This window comes from Streptomyces sp. NPDC054961, assembly GCF_053609145.1.
Map to the genome: position 1 here is coordinate 111,821 of NZ_JBSGWY010000020.1, position 15,465 is coordinate 127,285.

Annotated in this window: 11 protein-coding genes; 7 read left to right on the top strand and 4 right to left on the bottom strand. The window is 73.3% G+C overall.

Features of this window, described 5'->3' with window-relative positions:
• Positions 1–113 precede the first annotated feature (113 nt).
• Both ACWF9Z_RS19680 and ACWF9Z_RS19685 read right to left on the bottom strand, forming a co-directional pair.
• Positions 114–2,138 (bottom strand): ATP-binding protein, encoded by a 2,025-nt coding sequence (locus tag ACWF9Z_RS19680; protein ID WP_453603704.1) that lies wholly within the window; start codon positions 2,136–2,138, stop codon positions 114–116.
• Positions 2,139–2,257: 119 nt separating this feature from the next.
• Positions 2,258–3,313 (bottom strand): fibronectin type III domain-containing protein, encoded by a 1,056-nt coding sequence (locus tag ACWF9Z_RS19685; RefSeq protein ID WP_453603706.1) that lies wholly within the window; start codon positions 3,311–3,313, stop codon positions 2,258–2,260.
• 192 nt (positions 3,314–3,505) lie between these two features.
• Here ACWF9Z_RS19685 and ACWF9Z_RS19690 point away from each other — a divergent pair, with 192 nt between their 5' ends.
• The 7 genes from ACWF9Z_RS19690 (at position 3,506) to ACWF9Z_RS19720 (ending at position 10,668) form a co-directional block, all read left to right on the top strand.
• Positions 3,506–5,101 carry an ABC transporter substrate-binding protein gene (locus ACWF9Z_RS19690; RefSeq protein ID WP_453603744.1) on the top strand — a complete coding sequence of 532 codons (1,596 nt, stop codon included), beginning with the start codon at positions 3,506–3,508 and terminating at the stop codon, positions 5,099–5,101.
• A 29-nt stretch (positions 5,102–5,130) separates the two neighbouring features.
• Positions 5,131–6,096 (top strand): ABC transporter permease, encoded by a 966-nt coding sequence (locus tag ACWF9Z_RS19695; RefSeq protein WP_453603707.1) that lies wholly within the window; start codon positions 5,131–5,133, stop codon positions 6,094–6,096.
• On the top strand, positions 6,089–7,045 hold the full coding sequence (locus ACWF9Z_RS19700; protein WP_453603709.1) for an ABC transporter permease: 957 nt from the start codon (positions 6,089–6,091) through the stop codon (positions 7,043–7,045). The genes ACWF9Z_RS19695 and ACWF9Z_RS19700 overlap by 8 nt, the downstream gene beginning before the upstream one ends.
• A gap of 59 nt (positions 7,046–7,104) precedes the next feature.
• Positions 7,105–7,995, top strand: coding sequence for an ABC transporter ATP-binding protein (locus tag ACWF9Z_RS19705; protein WP_453603745.1), 891 nt, complete (start codon positions 7,105–7,107; stop codon positions 7,993–7,995).
• Entirely contained in the window at positions 7,988–8,647 is a 660-nt protein-coding gene (locus tag ACWF9Z_RS19710; RefSeq protein WP_453603711.1) for an ABC transporter ATP-binding protein, read from the top strand. The genes ACWF9Z_RS19705 and ACWF9Z_RS19710 overlap by 8 nt, the downstream gene beginning before the upstream one ends.
• 100 nt (positions 8,648–8,747) lie before the next feature.
• Positions 8,748–8,942 carry a hypothetical protein gene (locus ACWF9Z_RS19715; protein ID WP_453603712.1) on the top strand — a complete coding sequence of 65 codons (195 nt, stop codon included), beginning with the start codon at positions 8,748–8,750 and terminating at the stop codon, positions 8,940–8,942.
• Positions 8,943–9,099: 157 nt separating this feature from the next.
• Positions 9,100–10,668: a hypothetical protein gene (locus tag ACWF9Z_RS19720; RefSeq protein ID WP_453603714.1), complete on the top strand. Its 1,569-nt coding sequence runs from the start codon at positions 9,100–9,102 to the stop codon at positions 10,666–10,668.
• Between the two features lie 53 nt (positions 10,669–10,721).
• Here ACWF9Z_RS19720 and ACWF9Z_RS19725 read toward each other — a convergent pair whose 3' ends face one another.
• Entirely contained in the window at positions 10,722–11,840 is a 1,119-nt protein-coding gene (locus ACWF9Z_RS19725; protein ID WP_453603715.1) for a PP2C family protein-serine/threonine phosphatase, read from the bottom strand.
• Positions 11,841–11,936: 96 nt separating this feature from the next.
• The gene (locus ACWF9Z_RS19730; protein WP_453603746.1) at positions 11,937–15,425 is read right to left on the bottom strand and encodes a M28 family peptidase; all 3,489 of its coding nucleotides are present in this window, start codon (positions 15,423–15,425) and stop codon (positions 11,937–11,939) included.
• Between the last annotated feature and the right edge of the window lie 40 nt (positions 15,426–15,465).

Consider the following 15,465-nt stretch of genomic DNA (forward strand, 5'->3'; position numbering starts at 1 on the left):
GTCCGTCCCCAAGCCCGCACCCCGAGACCTGGATCTGCGCACACCGTCGGGAAGGCCCCTCCCGTACTGACGGGAGCCCCGGAGTCGGATCCTTGACGCCCATCGGCAGAGCCTCAGCCGGTGGGCGCCGCAGCACCCCCCAGGAAGGCGCTCTCGTAGGCTTCGTCGCCGATCGCCGCCCTGGCCTGCCGCTCGCCCTCGTCGCGCAGCGCCGTCAGTGAGGGCGAGCCCATCTGCGGCCTGCCCACCGTGCGCCACCACGCGTGCCCCGTGCCCAGCAGCCGCGCCGCCAGTTCGCCGTCGCCCAGGGCCGCCACCGCCGCCGCGAGCAGGTCGAGGCCGAGGGCGATGCCGATGCGGTCGCCCAGCAGCCGCTTGCCCGACAGCATCGCCCGCGCGTGCCGGGCCGCCTCCCCGTGATGGCCGAGCTTGAAGGACGCGACGGCCAGGATGTAGTCCGCGTACGCCCGCAGCCAGCGCTCGCCCAGCTCGGCGCACGCCTCGCGCAGGCCCTGGGCCTCCCGCATGGCCTCCTGGAAGCGCCCGAGGTCGCACAGGGCGTAGCCGGTGGCCAGCCGGCACAGCAGCCAGCCCGCACCCGTGGGCCGTCCTCCGTGGCCCGCGCGGGCCCGGGGGCCGGCGAGCGTGAGGGCCCGCAGGGGATCGCCAGGCATCAGCACCGCGACCGCGTGGAGGTAGGCCGCGCGCAGCTCCGGCTCCGGGTCGGCCAGGGCCGCCGCGGAGCGGGTGCACTCCTCGCCGACCGCCTCGGCGGTGTCCAGCTCGCCCTGGAGCAGCGCGGTGAGCCCCAGCGCCCATTGCGCCTGGGTGTACGCCGCTCCCGCGGGCGCGGGGGCCTTGCTCAGGGCCCGTTCCAGGAAGGCCCTGCCCTCGTGGACGTGTCCGCACGAGAACCAGAAGAACCACAGCGCCCCGGCGGTCTCCAGGGCCGCCGTGGGGTCCGAACCGAGCAGGTGCTCCAGGGCGGTGCGCAGCTGCGCGTGCTCCGTGGTCATCCTGCGGTACCAGTCCACCTGGGAGGGGCTCATCCAGTCCCGGTCGGCGGCCTGGGAGAGCGCCGCGTACCAGTGGGCGTGCCGGTCGGCGAGGACCCGCACCTCGCCGAGTTCCGCCAGCCAGTCCTGGCCGTACTCACGGATCGTGTCCAGCATCCGGTAGCGGGCTCCCGCGCCGCGCTCCTGGCTGCACCGCACCACGGACTTGGCGACCAGGCCCGCGAGCACCCGCTCCACGCGCACCGCGGGCAGCGGGCCGCCCGAGCAGACCGCCCGCGCCGCGGCGATGTCGAAGTCCCCGGTGAAGACCGAGAGGCGGGCCCACAGCAGCCGTTCCAGGGGCTCGCAGAGCTCGTGGCTCCAGCCGATCGCGGTCCGCATGGTCTGGTGCCGGGGCAGGCAGGACGCGGAGGTGTCGGAGAGCAGGTCGAAGCGGACGCCGAGGCGTTCCGCCGTCTGCTCCAGGGTCCACAACCGCATCCGGGCGCCGGCGAGTTCGAGGGCCAGCGGGATCCCGTCGAGGCGGCGGCACACCTCCGCCGCGACGGCCGCCCGGTCCGGGTCCGCGAAGGCGGCCTCGGCGTCCGGGGTGGCGGCGAGGGCGCGGGCCCGGAAGAGGGCGAGGGCGTCGCTGTCGGGTCCGTCGCACGGCAGGGGGCTGACCTCGACCACCTGCTCGCCGGGGCAGCCGAGCGGCTCGCGGGAGGTGACCAGCACCGTCAGCCCGGGTGCGGACTGCAGGAGTTCACCCACCAGGTGGCGGCACGCGGCGACCAGGTGCTCGCAGGTGTCGAGGACGATCAGCAGCTCCTTGTCGGCCATCCAGGCGCACAGTTCCTCGTCGAGGGGGTGCGGGGACTGGTGGGCGAGGCCGATGGCGTGCGCGACGGTGGTGGTGAGCAGGTCGGCGTCGCGCAGCGGGGAGAGCTCCACCCACCAGACGCCGTCGCGAGGGCGCGGGCGCGCGTCCGCGACGGCGCGCAGGGCCAGCCGGGACTTGCCGACGCCGCCGACGCCCGTGAGGGTGACGAGCCTCTGCTCGCCCAGCAGTCCGCGCAGCAGGCCGAGTTCACGCTCGCGGCCCACGAAGCTCGCCGTCTCCGGCGGCAGGTTTCCCGGCATGGCGCCAGAGTCTGGCTCAGTGCCGCCACCTGAGGAATCTGGCTGATTGTTGTTGATCGAGTACTCACCGAACACGCTTGTATTGTGCGCGAAGTTCGTTCCCCGCAGTGCCGTTAGGGTCAGATCGAAGGGGCGGCGCCCGGCTGGACGAGCGTGAACCGCCGTTCCTCGGAGAAGGCCCCCCAGGTGCCGTCGGGCAGTCGGGCCCGCAGTTTCACCGTCCATACGGTACCGGCCGGTTCGGTGACCGCGAGGCGGTGCTCGGCCCGGCCGGCCGGGACCGCGCCCGCGCCGAACTGGATGACGGTGGTGGGCCGACCGTTGACGTAGAGCTCGTACGCGCTCGTTTCCCGCCCGGTCGGCGGGGCGGTCCACGCCAGGGTGACCGCGCCCGCCGAGGCGACGGCGGTGAACGCGGCGGGCGCGGTGTCCGGCCGCTGCCCCGCCCCGGCCGGGGTGGTCACGTCCACCGGGGGCCCGTCGGGGGAGGAGTTGTCGGAGCCGTCCCGGGCCCGGACGGTGAAGGTGTACGCGGTCTCGGGCCGCAGGCCCTCCAGGGTCGTCTCCGTCACCCCGGCGCCGACGCTGTGGATGCGGGCCGCGCCCTGGTAGACGTCGTACGCGGTGACGCCCGTGTCGTCGGAGGCGGCGTCCCAGGTCAGCCGGGCCGAAGTGGGCCCGAGGGCACGGCCGGCCGTACGGGGCGGGGCCGTCGGGGCCCCGTGGTCCTCGGCCCGGGCGGCCGGGGTGGTGGCCGATGCGGTGGCGCTGGGCGGCGAGGTGTTCCCGGCGGTGTCCCGGGCCCGGACGGTGAAGCCGTAGGCGGTCTGCGGGGTGAGGCCGGTGATGTCCACCATCGTCTTGTCGGCGGGCAGCTCCCGGACGAGGCGGTCCGCCTGGAACACCAGGAAGGCGGCCACCGCGTCGGCGGGCGCCGCGGAGCTCCACATCACGTGGACCGAAGTGGCGCTGCCGGCCTGGGCGGTGAGCCCGCCGGGCGCGGGCGGGGGAGTGGTGTCGCCGGAGGAACACGCCGTCAGGGCGGCCGCCGCGAGGGCCAGGGTCAGGGCCAGGGCAAGGGCCAGGGCCAGGGTGGCGAGCGGTGCCCGGCGCCCGGCCGGCCGCGCCGTGGGCCGTACGGACGCCCGTGCGGGGCTAGCTGCGGCGTCGCGCACGGCGGGTGCCCTCTTCCTCCGGCTCTCCCGGCTCCTCGTAAAGGTCTAGACATATATGGCACGCCGTGCGGCGGCCGGACAAGACCCGTGCGTTCGTCTTCTGCCGCTCCCGTCTGGCATTATTGCGACCTCTTTGCAATAACGACGATTTTTCAGCAGATAGTGTTCGAAAACAGGAGAGAAGTGCACACCATGACGGCCCGGACCGTACGGCGCGTGATCGGCGCGACCGCGGCCGCCGCACTCATCACGGGCGTGGCGGCCTGCTCGAACCCCACGGGAGCGGCCGGCTCCGGGTCCGCGGACTCCGTCGTGGTCGGAGTGGCCAACGAGCCGGAGACCCTCAGCCCGCTGCTGGGCTACGGCAAGGACGGCAACTCGAAGATCTTCGACGGGCTGCTGGCGCACGACGCGGACATGAGACTGAAGCCGGCGCTGGCCGAGGCCCTGCCGGAGGTCTCCGCGGACGGGCTCACCTACACGTACGCGCTCCGCAAGGGCGTGAAGTTCAGCGACGGGCAGCCCTTCGGGGCCAAGGACGTCGTCTTCACCTACGAGACGGTCCTCGACGCGAAGACGAACAACCCGTCCCGGTCCGAGCTCGACGCCGTCGCCGGCGTCGAGGCGCGCGGCGACGACGCGGTCGTCTTCACCCTGAAGTACCCCTACGCCCCCTTCGCCGAGCGCACCGTCCTGCCCATCGCCCCCGAACACATCGCGGGCGGACAGGACGTCAACAGCGGGGACTTCGCCTCCCGGCCCATCGGCACCGGTCCGTACGTCCTCACCGCCTGGTCCAGGGGCGAGAAGCTCAGCTTCAAGGCCAACCCGGCCTACTGGGGCGGCGAGCCGGCGGTGAAGAAGCTCACCATGGCCGTCGTCAAGGACGACGACGTGCGCGCCACCCGGCTGCGCACCGGCGAACTGGACGGGGCGATCCTGCCGCCGAACCTGGCCCGGGCCTTCACCGGGGACGCGGCCCGCAAGACGTACGCGGCGAAGACCTTCGACTACCGCAACGTCACCCTGCCGACGCACCACGGCGTGACCGGTGACGTGGCGGTCCGCCGGGCCCTGGACATCGCGGTGGACCGCGGCGCGATGGTCGACCGGCTCCTGGAAGGAGCCGGCAAGGCCGCCTACGGCCCCGTTCCGACCGGAAGCCCGTGGTTCGCGGCCGGCACGGAGCGCGCGTACGACCTGGCGAGGGCCAAGAAGATCCTCGACGACGCGGGCTGGGTCCCCGGCGACGACGGCGTCCGTGTCAGGAACGGCGTCCGCGCCTCCTTCCCGCTCTGGTACACCTCCGGCGACAAGATCCGCCAGGACCACGCGCTGGCCTTCGCCTCCGACGCCAAGAAGGCGGGCATCGAGGTCACGACCGAGTCCGGCGGCTGGGAGGTCATCGAGCCCCGGATGAAGACCGACGCCGTCCTCGCGGGCGGCGGCTCACCCGCCGACCCGGACTTCGACCAGTACCCGGCACTGACCTCCTCCCTCGCGGGCGACGGCTTCAACAACATGGCCCGGTACGACAACCCGGCCGTGGACCAGGCGCTCGTCGACGGCCGCAAGAGCGGCGACCCGGCCGTGCGCAAGGCCGCGTACGACACGGTCCAGCGCGAACTGGCCCAGAACCCGGGCTACGTGTACCTCACGCACATCGACCACCTCTACGTGGTCGACGACCGGTGGGACGGCCCCTCGACCCAGGTGGAGCCGCACGACCACGGCCTGGGCTCCGGCCCCTGGTGGAACGTCGAGAACTGGAAGCCGAAGCACAGGTGAGCGCCCGCGCCCGCCTCCCCTGGGGGCCGATGGCGCGCATGACCGGACGGCGGACCCTGTTCGCCGCCCCCGTCCTGCTCGTCGTGACCTTCGCCGTCTTCGCCGTCGCCGAGCTGTCCCCCTTCGACCCCGTCACGGCGTACGCCGGCACGGCCGGCCTCACCGCCCCGCAGGCCGAACTCGACCGGCTGCGGGCCAACCTCGGCGTGGACCGGCACCTGCTCGCACGCTGGTGGGAATGGCTCACCTCGGCACTGACCGGGGACCTCGGCGTTTCCACCGTCATGCGCCGGCCCGTCGCCGACGTCATCGGCGAACGCCTCGGCTGGTCGGCGCTGCTCGCGCTGTGCGCCTTCGCGGTGGCCGTGCTGCTGGGAACCGGACTCGGGGTACTGGCCGCGCGTCGCCAGGGCGGCCGCCTGGACCGGGCCGTCTCCGCGCTCGCGTACACCCTGGAGGCGGCCCCGGCCTTCTGGCTGGGCCTGCTCGCCGTCTGGTTCTTCTCCGTGCGCCTCGGGGTCCTGCCGTCCGGGGGGCTGTCGGACGCCGGCAGCGACGTGGTCACGGCCGGACAGGTCGCCCGTCACCTGGTGCTGCCCGCACTCGTCCTGGGCGTCTCGCAGCTGCCGTGGTTTTTCCTGTACGTCCGGCAGGGCGTGGCCGACGCGTTGGAGGAGGACCCCGTACGGGGCGCCCGTGCGCGGGGCATCGCGGAACGGCGGGTGCTGCTGGGCCACGCGCTGCGCGCCGGAACGCTCCCGATGCTGACCCTGATCGGATCGAGGGTGCCCGAACTGATCACCGGCGCCCTGCTGGTGGAGACCGTCTTCAGCTGGCCCGGCATCGCGGCGGCCACCGTGCAGGCCGCGACGTCGGTGGACTTCCCGCTGCTGGCCGCCTTGACGGTGCTGGCGACGGCGGCGGTGCTGGCCGGGAACCTGCTGTCCGACCTGCTGTACGGGCTGGCGGACCCGAGGGTGGGCTTCGATGGCTGACACGGGCGAGGTGACCGCGGTGACCGGTGCATCCGAGGCGGCCGCCGCATCCGGGACGGCCGGCGCGACCCGGGCGGCGGGCGGGACGGGGGTGACCTGGCGGTCCCGGGGCCGGGAGCGGCGCTCCCCGCGTGCCGTGCGGGTGCGAACCTCGGCGGTGATCGCCGCGCTGATCGCGCTCGCGGTGCTGCTGGTGCCGCCGCTCGTCCAGCTGGACCAGCAGGCAGTCGACTTGTCGGCAAAACTCCGACCGCCCTCGTGGACCCATCCCTTCGGCACCGACGACGTGGGCCGCGACCTGCTGCTGCGCTGCGTCCACGGGCTGCGGGTCTCGCTGCTGGTCGGCCTGGTGGCGGCGCTGACCGCCACGGTCATCGGCACGGCGGTCGGCGCCGCGGCGGGGGCGCTGGGCGGATGGACGGACCGGTTCGTCATGCGGGTGGTGGACGCCCTCGCGTCCGTCCCGCACCTGCTGCTGGGCGTCTTCGTCGTGGCGATGTTCCGGCCGGGGGTGTGGCCGGTGGTGGTCTCCGTGGCGCTCACGCACTGGCTGTCCACGGCCCGCATCGTGCGCGCCGAGGTCCTCTCGCTCCGCGCGCGGCCCTACGTGGACGCGGCCGTCTCCGGCGGGGCCTCGCGCCTGCGGATCGCCGTACGCCACCTCGTGCCCGGAGTCCTGCCGCAGGCGGGGCTCGCGGCCGTCCTGATGATCCCGCACGCCATGTGGCACGAGTCCGCCCTGTCCTTCCTCGGCCTCGGCCTCCCCGCACACCAGGCGAGCCTGGGCAACCTGGTCCAGACGGCCCGCGGCTCGCTGCTCGCCGGCGACTGGTGGCCCACCCTCTTCCCCGGCCTCTTCCTGATCGTCCCGACCCTGGCGATCGCGGGCCTCGCGGGCGCCTGGCGCGACCGCCTCAACCCCCGCCGCCGCTCGGAGCTGAGCCTGTGAACCACCCTGGTCCCGCCGGGCCCGTCCTGACCCTGGACCGGCTGTCCGTGCGCTTCCGCATGCGCGGCGGCCGGCACGTCGAGGCCGTCACCGACGCCACCCTCACCCTGGCCCCCGGCGAGTGCCTGGCCCTGGTCGGCGAGAGCGGCTGCGGCAAGTCCGTCCTGGCCTCCGCCCTCCTCGGGCTGCTCCCCGGCAACGCCGAGACCGCCGGCTCGGCCCGGCTCGCCGACGGAGTCGACCTCCTCGCCCTCGACGAGCGGAGCCTCGCCCGGACCATCCGGGGCCGCCGCGTCGCGCTGGTCCCGCAGAGCCCGGCCGCGCACCTCACCCCGGTCCGCACCATCCGGTCCCACCTGGAGGAAACGGTCCGCGAGCTGACCGGGACCGCCAAGGCGGAACTGCGCGAAGCGGCCGGGGCGGCGGCGGCCCGGGCCGCCTTCCCCGCCAGCCACCTCGACCGGTACCCGCACGAGCTGTCCGGCGGCCTCGCCCAGCGCGCCGCCACCGCGCTCGCCCTGATCGGCGACGCACCCCTGCTGCTCGCCGACGAACCGACCACCGGCCTCGACCGGGACCTCGTCGACCGCACCGTCGACGAGCTGAGCGCCCACGCCCGGGGCGCCGGCCACGCGCTGCTGATGATCACGCACGATCTCGCGGCGGCTCACCGCATCGCCGACACGGTGGCCGTCATGTACGCGGGCCGCATCGTGGAACACGCCCCCGCCGACGCCTTCTTCGGCGCTCCGGGCCCGCGCCACCCCTACGCGCGCGGGCTCCTCGACGCCCTCCCCGAGCGGGCCTTCACCCCCGTTCCCGGCGCCCCGCCCGAGCTCGGCGCGCTGCCGCCCGGCTGCGCTTTCGCCGCCCGCTGCCCGCTCGCCGACGCCCGCTGCCGGGCCGAGCGCCCCCCGCTCTCCGAAGGGGTGGCCTGCCACCGTGCTTGAGCTCACCGGCATCACCGCCGGATACGACCGCCGCGCCCCCGTGGTGCGGAACGCCTGCCTGAGCCTGCGCCCCGGCGAATCCCTCGGGCTGCTCGGACCCAGCGGCTGCGGGAAGTCCACCCTGGCCCGGGTCGCCGCCCTGCTGCACCGGCCCGACCGGGGGACGGTCGCCTTCGGCGGCCGCGCCGTGACCGGCTTCCGGCACAAGGCCCCGCGCGAGCTGCGCACCGCGGTCGGCGTGGTGTTCCAGCAGCCCCGGCTGTCGGCGGATCCCCGGCTCAGTCTGCGCGACCTCGTCGCGGAACCCCTCCGGGCGAACGGACGGCGCGGCGAAGTGGACTCCGCGGTCCCCGCGTTGGCGGAGCGGGTCGGCCTCGGCGCGGACCTGCTCGCCCGAAGGCCCCACGAGGTCAGCGACGGCCAGCTGCAACGCGCCTGCCTGGCGCGGGCCCTGGTGCTGCGGCCCCGCTGGCTGGTGTGCGACGAGATGACCGCCATGCTCGACGCGTCCACCACCGCCGCGCTGGTCGGCGTGGTCGAGGAGTACCGGGCGGAGTCCGGGGCCGGGCTGCTGGCGGTGGGTCACGACCCCGTCCTGCTCGGGCGCTGGTGCGGGCGAACGGCCCGCTGGGGCGAGATCGTCAAGGACTGACCGCCGGTCACGGACGGTCAACACCCGTTTGGCGGACACGGGTTTCGCTCCCGGAGCCCTTCTCCTGCGCCACCATGGCGCCGCGTAAGGAGGTGTTCCGATGGTGATCTCCCTCTCCGTCGTCGTCCTGCTCCTCTTCCTCGCGTGGATGTTCATGCGCGGCGGAGGCCTCAAGCTGTCGCACGCGCTCGTCTGCGTCCTGCTCGGCTTCTTCCTCGCGAGCAGCAGCCTGGCCGCGACCATCCACGACGGCTTCTCGGCCACGGCCGGCGTGGTCGGCGACCTCAAGCCCTAGGTGACCCCGGCCGTCCCGCGCACGGTGATCGACTGTTGCGCCTTCGTGAATCATCCGGCTCTTCCATGGACTCCTCGGGCCGTGCGATCTAGCGTCTGGCCGCGGCGCGATGTCATACGCGGTGTCAACAGAGGCCAAGACAACGGAGGACGTCCGGATGTTGCGAAGAGCGCTGAACTGCGCTGTGGTGCCGGTCCTCGCCGCATGCGCGGTGATGTACGGGATACCGCCGGCCGCCGCCGAGGAGATACCCCTGGCCCCCGGCCACCGCCTGGTCAGCCACTACGACGGCGGCCCCGTGACCGCCGCCCCGCTGCCCGGCGAAGCCCCGCCGCAGCACCCCTTCCTCGCGCCCAACGGCCGCAGCGGCATGCACTCCGACGCGGCCGGGAGCGCCACGTCCCCCTGGCCCGGGCCGCTCGGCAAGGACCCGCGGGTGACCAGCGAGAAGATCGCCGCCCTCGGCGGCGAGTGCGCGACCGCCACCTTCGACTCGGCCGGCCGGCTGGTCACCGTGTGCGGCACCTTCGGCGGCTTCAAGGTCAAACTGCTGGACCCCCGCACGCTGGCCACGCTCGCGGAGTACCAGCTCCCGCAGCGGTCCTCGACGGTCCAGGCGATCACCTCGCTGGACTTCTCGAAGATCTTCAAGGACACCTCGGGCGGCGCCTACTTCTACCTGGACGACCAGGACCGGGCGGTGCTGGCCGACTCCCGGCAGCACGTCCTGCGCCTGTCCCACGTCCAGAACCCGGACGGCGGCTGGCGGTTCAGGGTGGACGACGACTGGGACCTCACCGGCCAGGTCCCGCACGACTGCGTCGACTGGACCAACCTCTGGCCCTCGGGCACCTGCGATCCCGTCACGTCGGTGATGCCCGACTGGAGCGGCCGCATCTGGTGGGTCACCCGCCAGGGCCGCGTCGGCACCGTGGATCCGGAGACCTCGCGGATCCGCTCGGTCCGGCTGGCGGGGGAGGAGATCCAGAACTCCTTCTCGGTCGCGGAGGACGGCGTGTCCATCGTCACCGACCACGCGCTGTACAGCTTCCGCGCGGACGACGACGGCACCCCCGCGGTGCAGTGGCGCCAGACCTACGACCGGGGTACGGGGACCAAGCCCGGCTCCGTGAACCAGGGCTCGGGCACCACGCCGGACCTCTTCGGCGACGGCTACGTCGCGATCACCGACAACGCCGACGACCGGATGAACGTCCTGGTCTACAAGCGGGGTGTGGACGTGCCGTCCGACCAGCGGCTGGTGTGCAAGGTCCCGGTCTTCGGGCCGGGTGCCTCGACCACCGACAACTCCCTGATCACCTGGGGCAACAGCATCGTCGTCGAGAACAACTACGGCTACGAGAACGTCACCTCGCTGGTCCTCGGGAGGTCGGTCGTCGGCGGCGTCAGCCGCATCGACGTGCGCGCCGACGGCAGCGGCTGCGACACGGTCTGGCAGAGCGCGATCCGCTCGCCCTCCGTCGTCCCCAAGCTCTCCACCGCGAACGGGCTGCTCTACTTCTACGAGAAGGAGCCGAACTTCTGGGGGATCGACGCCTGGTACCTGACGGCGGTGGACTTCCGTACCGGCGAGCGCCGCTGGCGGCAGCTGACCGGCACGGGCCCGCTGTACGACAACAACTGGGCCCCGATCACCCTCGGCCCCGACGGCACGGCCTACGTGGGCGTCTTCAACGGCATCGTCGCGATCCGCGACGGCGGCTGACCGCTCGCGGGCGGGGCCGGCCCGTGACCCGGGGCCGGCCCCTCCCGGCGCGCTCAGGCCCGTCCGCCGACGCGTTCGATGGCCACCATCGCCGCGTCGTCGCCCAGCCGGCCGCCCGGGGTGTGGGCGAGGAGGTCCGCGCACAGGTGGCGCAGCAGCGCGTCGGGGCCGTCGCCGGGCCATCGCGCGGCCCGCTCCGGCAGGGCGAAGAAGGCGCCCGAGGCGTCGCGCGCCTCGCTGACGCCGTCCGTGTACAGGAGGACGACGTCGCCCGGCTCGAAGGCGAAGGACTGCGCGGTGAGCCCGGAGTCCACGAACTCCGCGAGGCCCAGCGGCGGCGCCGGATGGTCCACGAGGAGGGGTACGACGCGGCCCCCGCGCAGCAGCAGGGGCGGCGGGTGCCCGCAGCTGACGAGCCGCAGGGCGGGCTCCCCGTCGGGGATGTCCAGCACGGCCGCTGTGGTGAAACCCTCCTCCGGGCTCCCGGGGCCGTCCGCGCCCCGGTCGGGGTCGGCGGCCACGGCAGCCTCCAGATGGGCGACGAGCCCCGGCAGGTCCGCCGCCAGATGGGCGGCGGCCCGGAACGCGCCGAGGACGATCGCGGCGTCCCCGACCGCCTCCAGCCCCTTCCCGCGGACGTCGCCGATGATCAGCCGGCTGCTGTCGGCGGTGCGGGCGGCCGCGTACAGGTCGCCGCCGATCTGGGCCTCCGCCTCGGCGGCCAGGTACACGGAGGCGATCCGCAGCGGGCCCATCCGGTCGCGCAGCGGTCGCAGGACGACCTGCTGCGCGGCGACCGCCACGGAACGCAGCCGGGTGAGCTGCTCCTCGTGCGTTTCGCGCAGATGGGCGAAGAAGGTGACGAAGACCGAGATCAGGATCAGCGCGATGATCTGGAAGGTGTGGTTGAGGTCGGTGAGGGAGGTCCGCGCGACGGCCACGGACACCTGCGCGAGCACGGCCGCGGCACCGACGAACGCGGTGGTCCGGGGCCCGGCGAAGGAGGCCGTGAGCGCGGGGGCGGCGACCAGGAAGGGGCCCAGGTGGACCTCCGGAGGGGCCAGGACGTCGACCACCGTCACGGCGGCGATCAGTGCGAACGGCACCGCGAGGAGTACTGCGCGCGAGTCCCGGAACCGGCTGGTGCGTGAGTGCGGCGCCGAGAGGTCCATGCCTCCTGCATACACCGCGCACGGCCGGGCGGCACCCGCTCCGGCCGTGTGGCCGGAGCGGATGCCGCCCGGGGGGGACTCAGGGTGCCGGGGTCGTCAGCTCACCTGGAGGGTGACGTCGTCCACGACGAAGGACGTCTGGAGGGACGGGTCCTCCACGCCCTGGAACTTCAGGGTGACGCTCTGGCCGGCGAACCGGGAGACGTCGTACGTCTTGAGCTGGTAGCCGGAGGCCGCGTTCACGTTGGACAGGGTCTCCAGCGTCTGGCCGCCCACCGAGACGGTGAAGGTGTCGTAGACGGTGTTCTCGGTCTCGTCGGTGTCGATGTGCAGGTAGAAGCCGAGCTGGTACGAGGAGCAGCCGGCCGGGATCGTCACCGACTGCGAGGCGCTGTCCGTGTGGGTCTGGCCGTAGCCGTCCAGCCAGGCCTTGTACGAGCCGGTGTGCGGGGTCTCGCCGGCCTGGTTGGTGATGACGCCCGAGGTGGCCGTCCAGGGGCTGGCGCCGCTCTCGAAGCCGCCGTTGGAGACGAGCTGGCGCGGGGTGCAGGTGCCGCCGCCCGTGACCGTCAGGGAGTAGGTGGTGGTGTGGCTGACGGAGCCCGTTCCGGTGACGGTCAGGGTGTACGTGCCGGGCGCGGTGTTCGCGCCGACCTGTACGGAGAGCGTCGAGGAGCTGCCGGACTGGACCGAGGTGGGGCTGAGGGTCGCCGTCGTCCCGGCCGGGGCGCCGGTCACCGACAGGGCGACGGTCTGGGCGGCCCCGCTGACGGTGGCGGTGCTGATGGTGGAGGTGGTGCTGCCGCCCGGGTTCGCGCTGCCGCTGGCGGGGGAGGCGCTGATCGAGAAGTCGGGGCCGGGGGTGGTCCCGCCGACGGCCTGGTTCCAGATCGTGTAGGCGACGCCGTCGGCACTGCGGTCGAGGACGGTCGGGCTGATGTTGTTCGTGGTGTCGCAGGAGCTGTGGTAGCAGGCGTCGTACGCCGCGTTCGCGGTGCCGCCCCACTTCGCCGCCTGCGCCGAGGTCTTGCGGGCGCTGGCGCCGGCCGCGTAGCCGGAGGTGGGGATGCCGCCCTGCTGGAAGGAGTAGTCGTCACTGCGGCCCTGGCCCTCGACGTTCTCCTCGGGGGCGAGGTTCAGCGAGGTCCAGTAGGCCTTGAGCGGCGCGGCGGCGGTGGAGTTGACGTTGTTGATGAAGTAGCCGCCGTTGGTCGAGCCGACCATGTCGAAGTTGTAGTAGGCCTTGATGGCCGACTTCTGCGTGCTGCTGAGCTGGTTGACGTAGAACTCGGAGCCGTTGAGGCCCTGCTCCTCGTCCGTCCACCAGGCGAAGCGCACGTGCTTGGTCATCGTCGGGTTCTTCTGGGCGAGGACCAGCGCGTTCTCCAGCAGGGTCGCGGAGCCCGAGCCGTTGTCGTTGATGCCCGGGCCCGCCGAGACGCTGTCGAGGTGCGAGCCGAACATGATCGTCTGGTCGGCGGGGCCACCGGGCCAGTCCGCGATCAGGTTGTTCGACGGGTAGGTGCAGGAGGAGCAGTTCTGCTCGGTGACCGTGAAGCCCGCGGCCTGCAGCTTGCCCTTCACGTACGCCACGGACTGCGTGTAACCGGCGCTGCCCGCACGGCGGTTGCCGCCGTTCTGGGAGGCGATCGCGTTCAGCTGGGTCAAGTGCGCCTGGACGGCCGCCACGTCGATGTTCGGCGCGCCCGGGACGGGCGTGGTGCCGCCGACGGTCAGCGCGTAGTCGACCGTGTGCGAGAGGCTGGTGCCCTGGCCCTTGACGACGACCGTGGACGGCCCGGGAGCCGCGCTGGACGAGGCGGTCAGGGTCAGCGTCGAGGACTGGCCGGACTGCACGGTGGCCGGGCTGAAGGAGGCGCTCACCCCGGCCGGCAGGCCGGACGCGGTGAGGGTCACCTGCTGGGCGGTGCCCGTGGAGATCGCGGTGGCGACGGTGGTGGTGACCGAGGCGCCCTGCTGGACGGTGCCCGAGGACGGGTTCAGCGCCAGCGAGAAGTCGCTGTTCTGGCCGCTGGGGGTACAGGTCGGGTCGGCCGACTGGGCGGGCACGCTGATGGCGTCCCAGGCGCCCTTGGTCTTGTTGAAGAGGTCGCAGGTGGCGTCCAGCGACTTGGCGGAACTCAGCGTCGCGGTCCGGTACTTCTTGTAGGACATGCTGGAGGTCTTCAGGAGCATGCCGCCGTAGAAGATCTTGCCGGCGTTCTGCGCGCCCACGCCGGTCAGCGTGGACTGGTTGCAGGTGCTGCTGTTCGGCTTGCCGCCGCCCGGGCTGGTGCCCTCGGCGAGCAGGTAGAACCAGTGGTTCAGCGGGCCGGCGGCCGCGTGCACCTCGGTCCCCGGTATCGAGGAGCTGTAGCAGGCCGGGTCGTTGTTGACGGCCGGCGGGTTGTACATGTTGCGGATCGGACCACTGCCCACGAGGTTGATCATCTCGCCGACGAGGTAGTCCGGGGTGTCGTACGGGGACGGCTGGTTGATGAAGGCCTCGGTCAGGGCGCCGAAGATGTCACCGGTGGCCTCGCCGAGCCCGGCCTCCTGGCCGCTGGTGCCGCCGGGGGTGTTGGAGTCGATGGCGTGCCCGTACTCGTGGGCCACCACGTCCACGCCGGCGATCCACTCGTTGGCCTGGTTGTGCCCGATGGTGACCGAGCTGCCGTCCCAGTACGCGTTCAGGTCGCCGAGGCCGACCTTGCCCGGGAAGCTGCGGCCGTTGCCGCTGACGCCGTTGCGGCCGAGCCACTGGCTCAGCATGTCCCACTGCTTCTGGGCCGCGAACATGAGGTCCGTGCAGCCGGTCTCCTTGGAGGTCGGGTTGCCCGTGCCCCAGGAGTCCGAGGACTTCGAGAAGACCGTGCCGGAGCTGTAGTCGGCGCAGCTCAGACCGGTCCGGTTCGGGTCGCGCAGGGAGTACGTGCCACCGGAGGCCGTGGTGTCGATGGTCAGCGGGTTCGGGCCGTTCCACTTGCTGTTGCCGCTGCCCGCGACCACCTCGTCGAAGCGGTCGAGGACCGCGCCGGTGCGCGCGTCCACGAAGACGTGCAGCTTGCTGGGCGCCGTACGGGTCCGGCCGACCAGGACGGTCTCCCAGGCCAGGACGGGCTTGTCGTCCTTGAGCTTGACGACGAGCCGGCCGCTCTGCGCCACCTGCTCGGTCTTGAACAGCTCGCCGCGCGAGGTGCTCTCGGCCGCCCGCGCCGTCACCGACGGGGTGGTCGCCACGTCGATGACGGTCGAGGAGGCCGACTGGACGGCGCGGACCCGGCCCTCGCCGTCGGCGAGGACCACCGCGTCACCGCCGACGACCGGCAGGCCGCGGTAGCTGCGCTCGTACGCGACGGAGTACAGGTCCTGCACCCAGGGGGTGACCAGGCGCCGGTCGTACTGCTGCTCGGGGGAGTTGACCAAGGTGTCGAGGCCGCTGCGTACCGCCGCGTCCGCCGCGGCGACCGCCCGTTCGGCCTTGGTCGGGGCGGGGGCCGGGCCGGACACCTGGCTGGCGGAAGCGGCGCCGGCCACGGTGCCCGCGAGGCCCGTGGTCAGCGCCATGGCCGCGACGACGGCCATCCATCTGGTGGGCTGCAAGAGTCCACTCCGATCGTGTGGG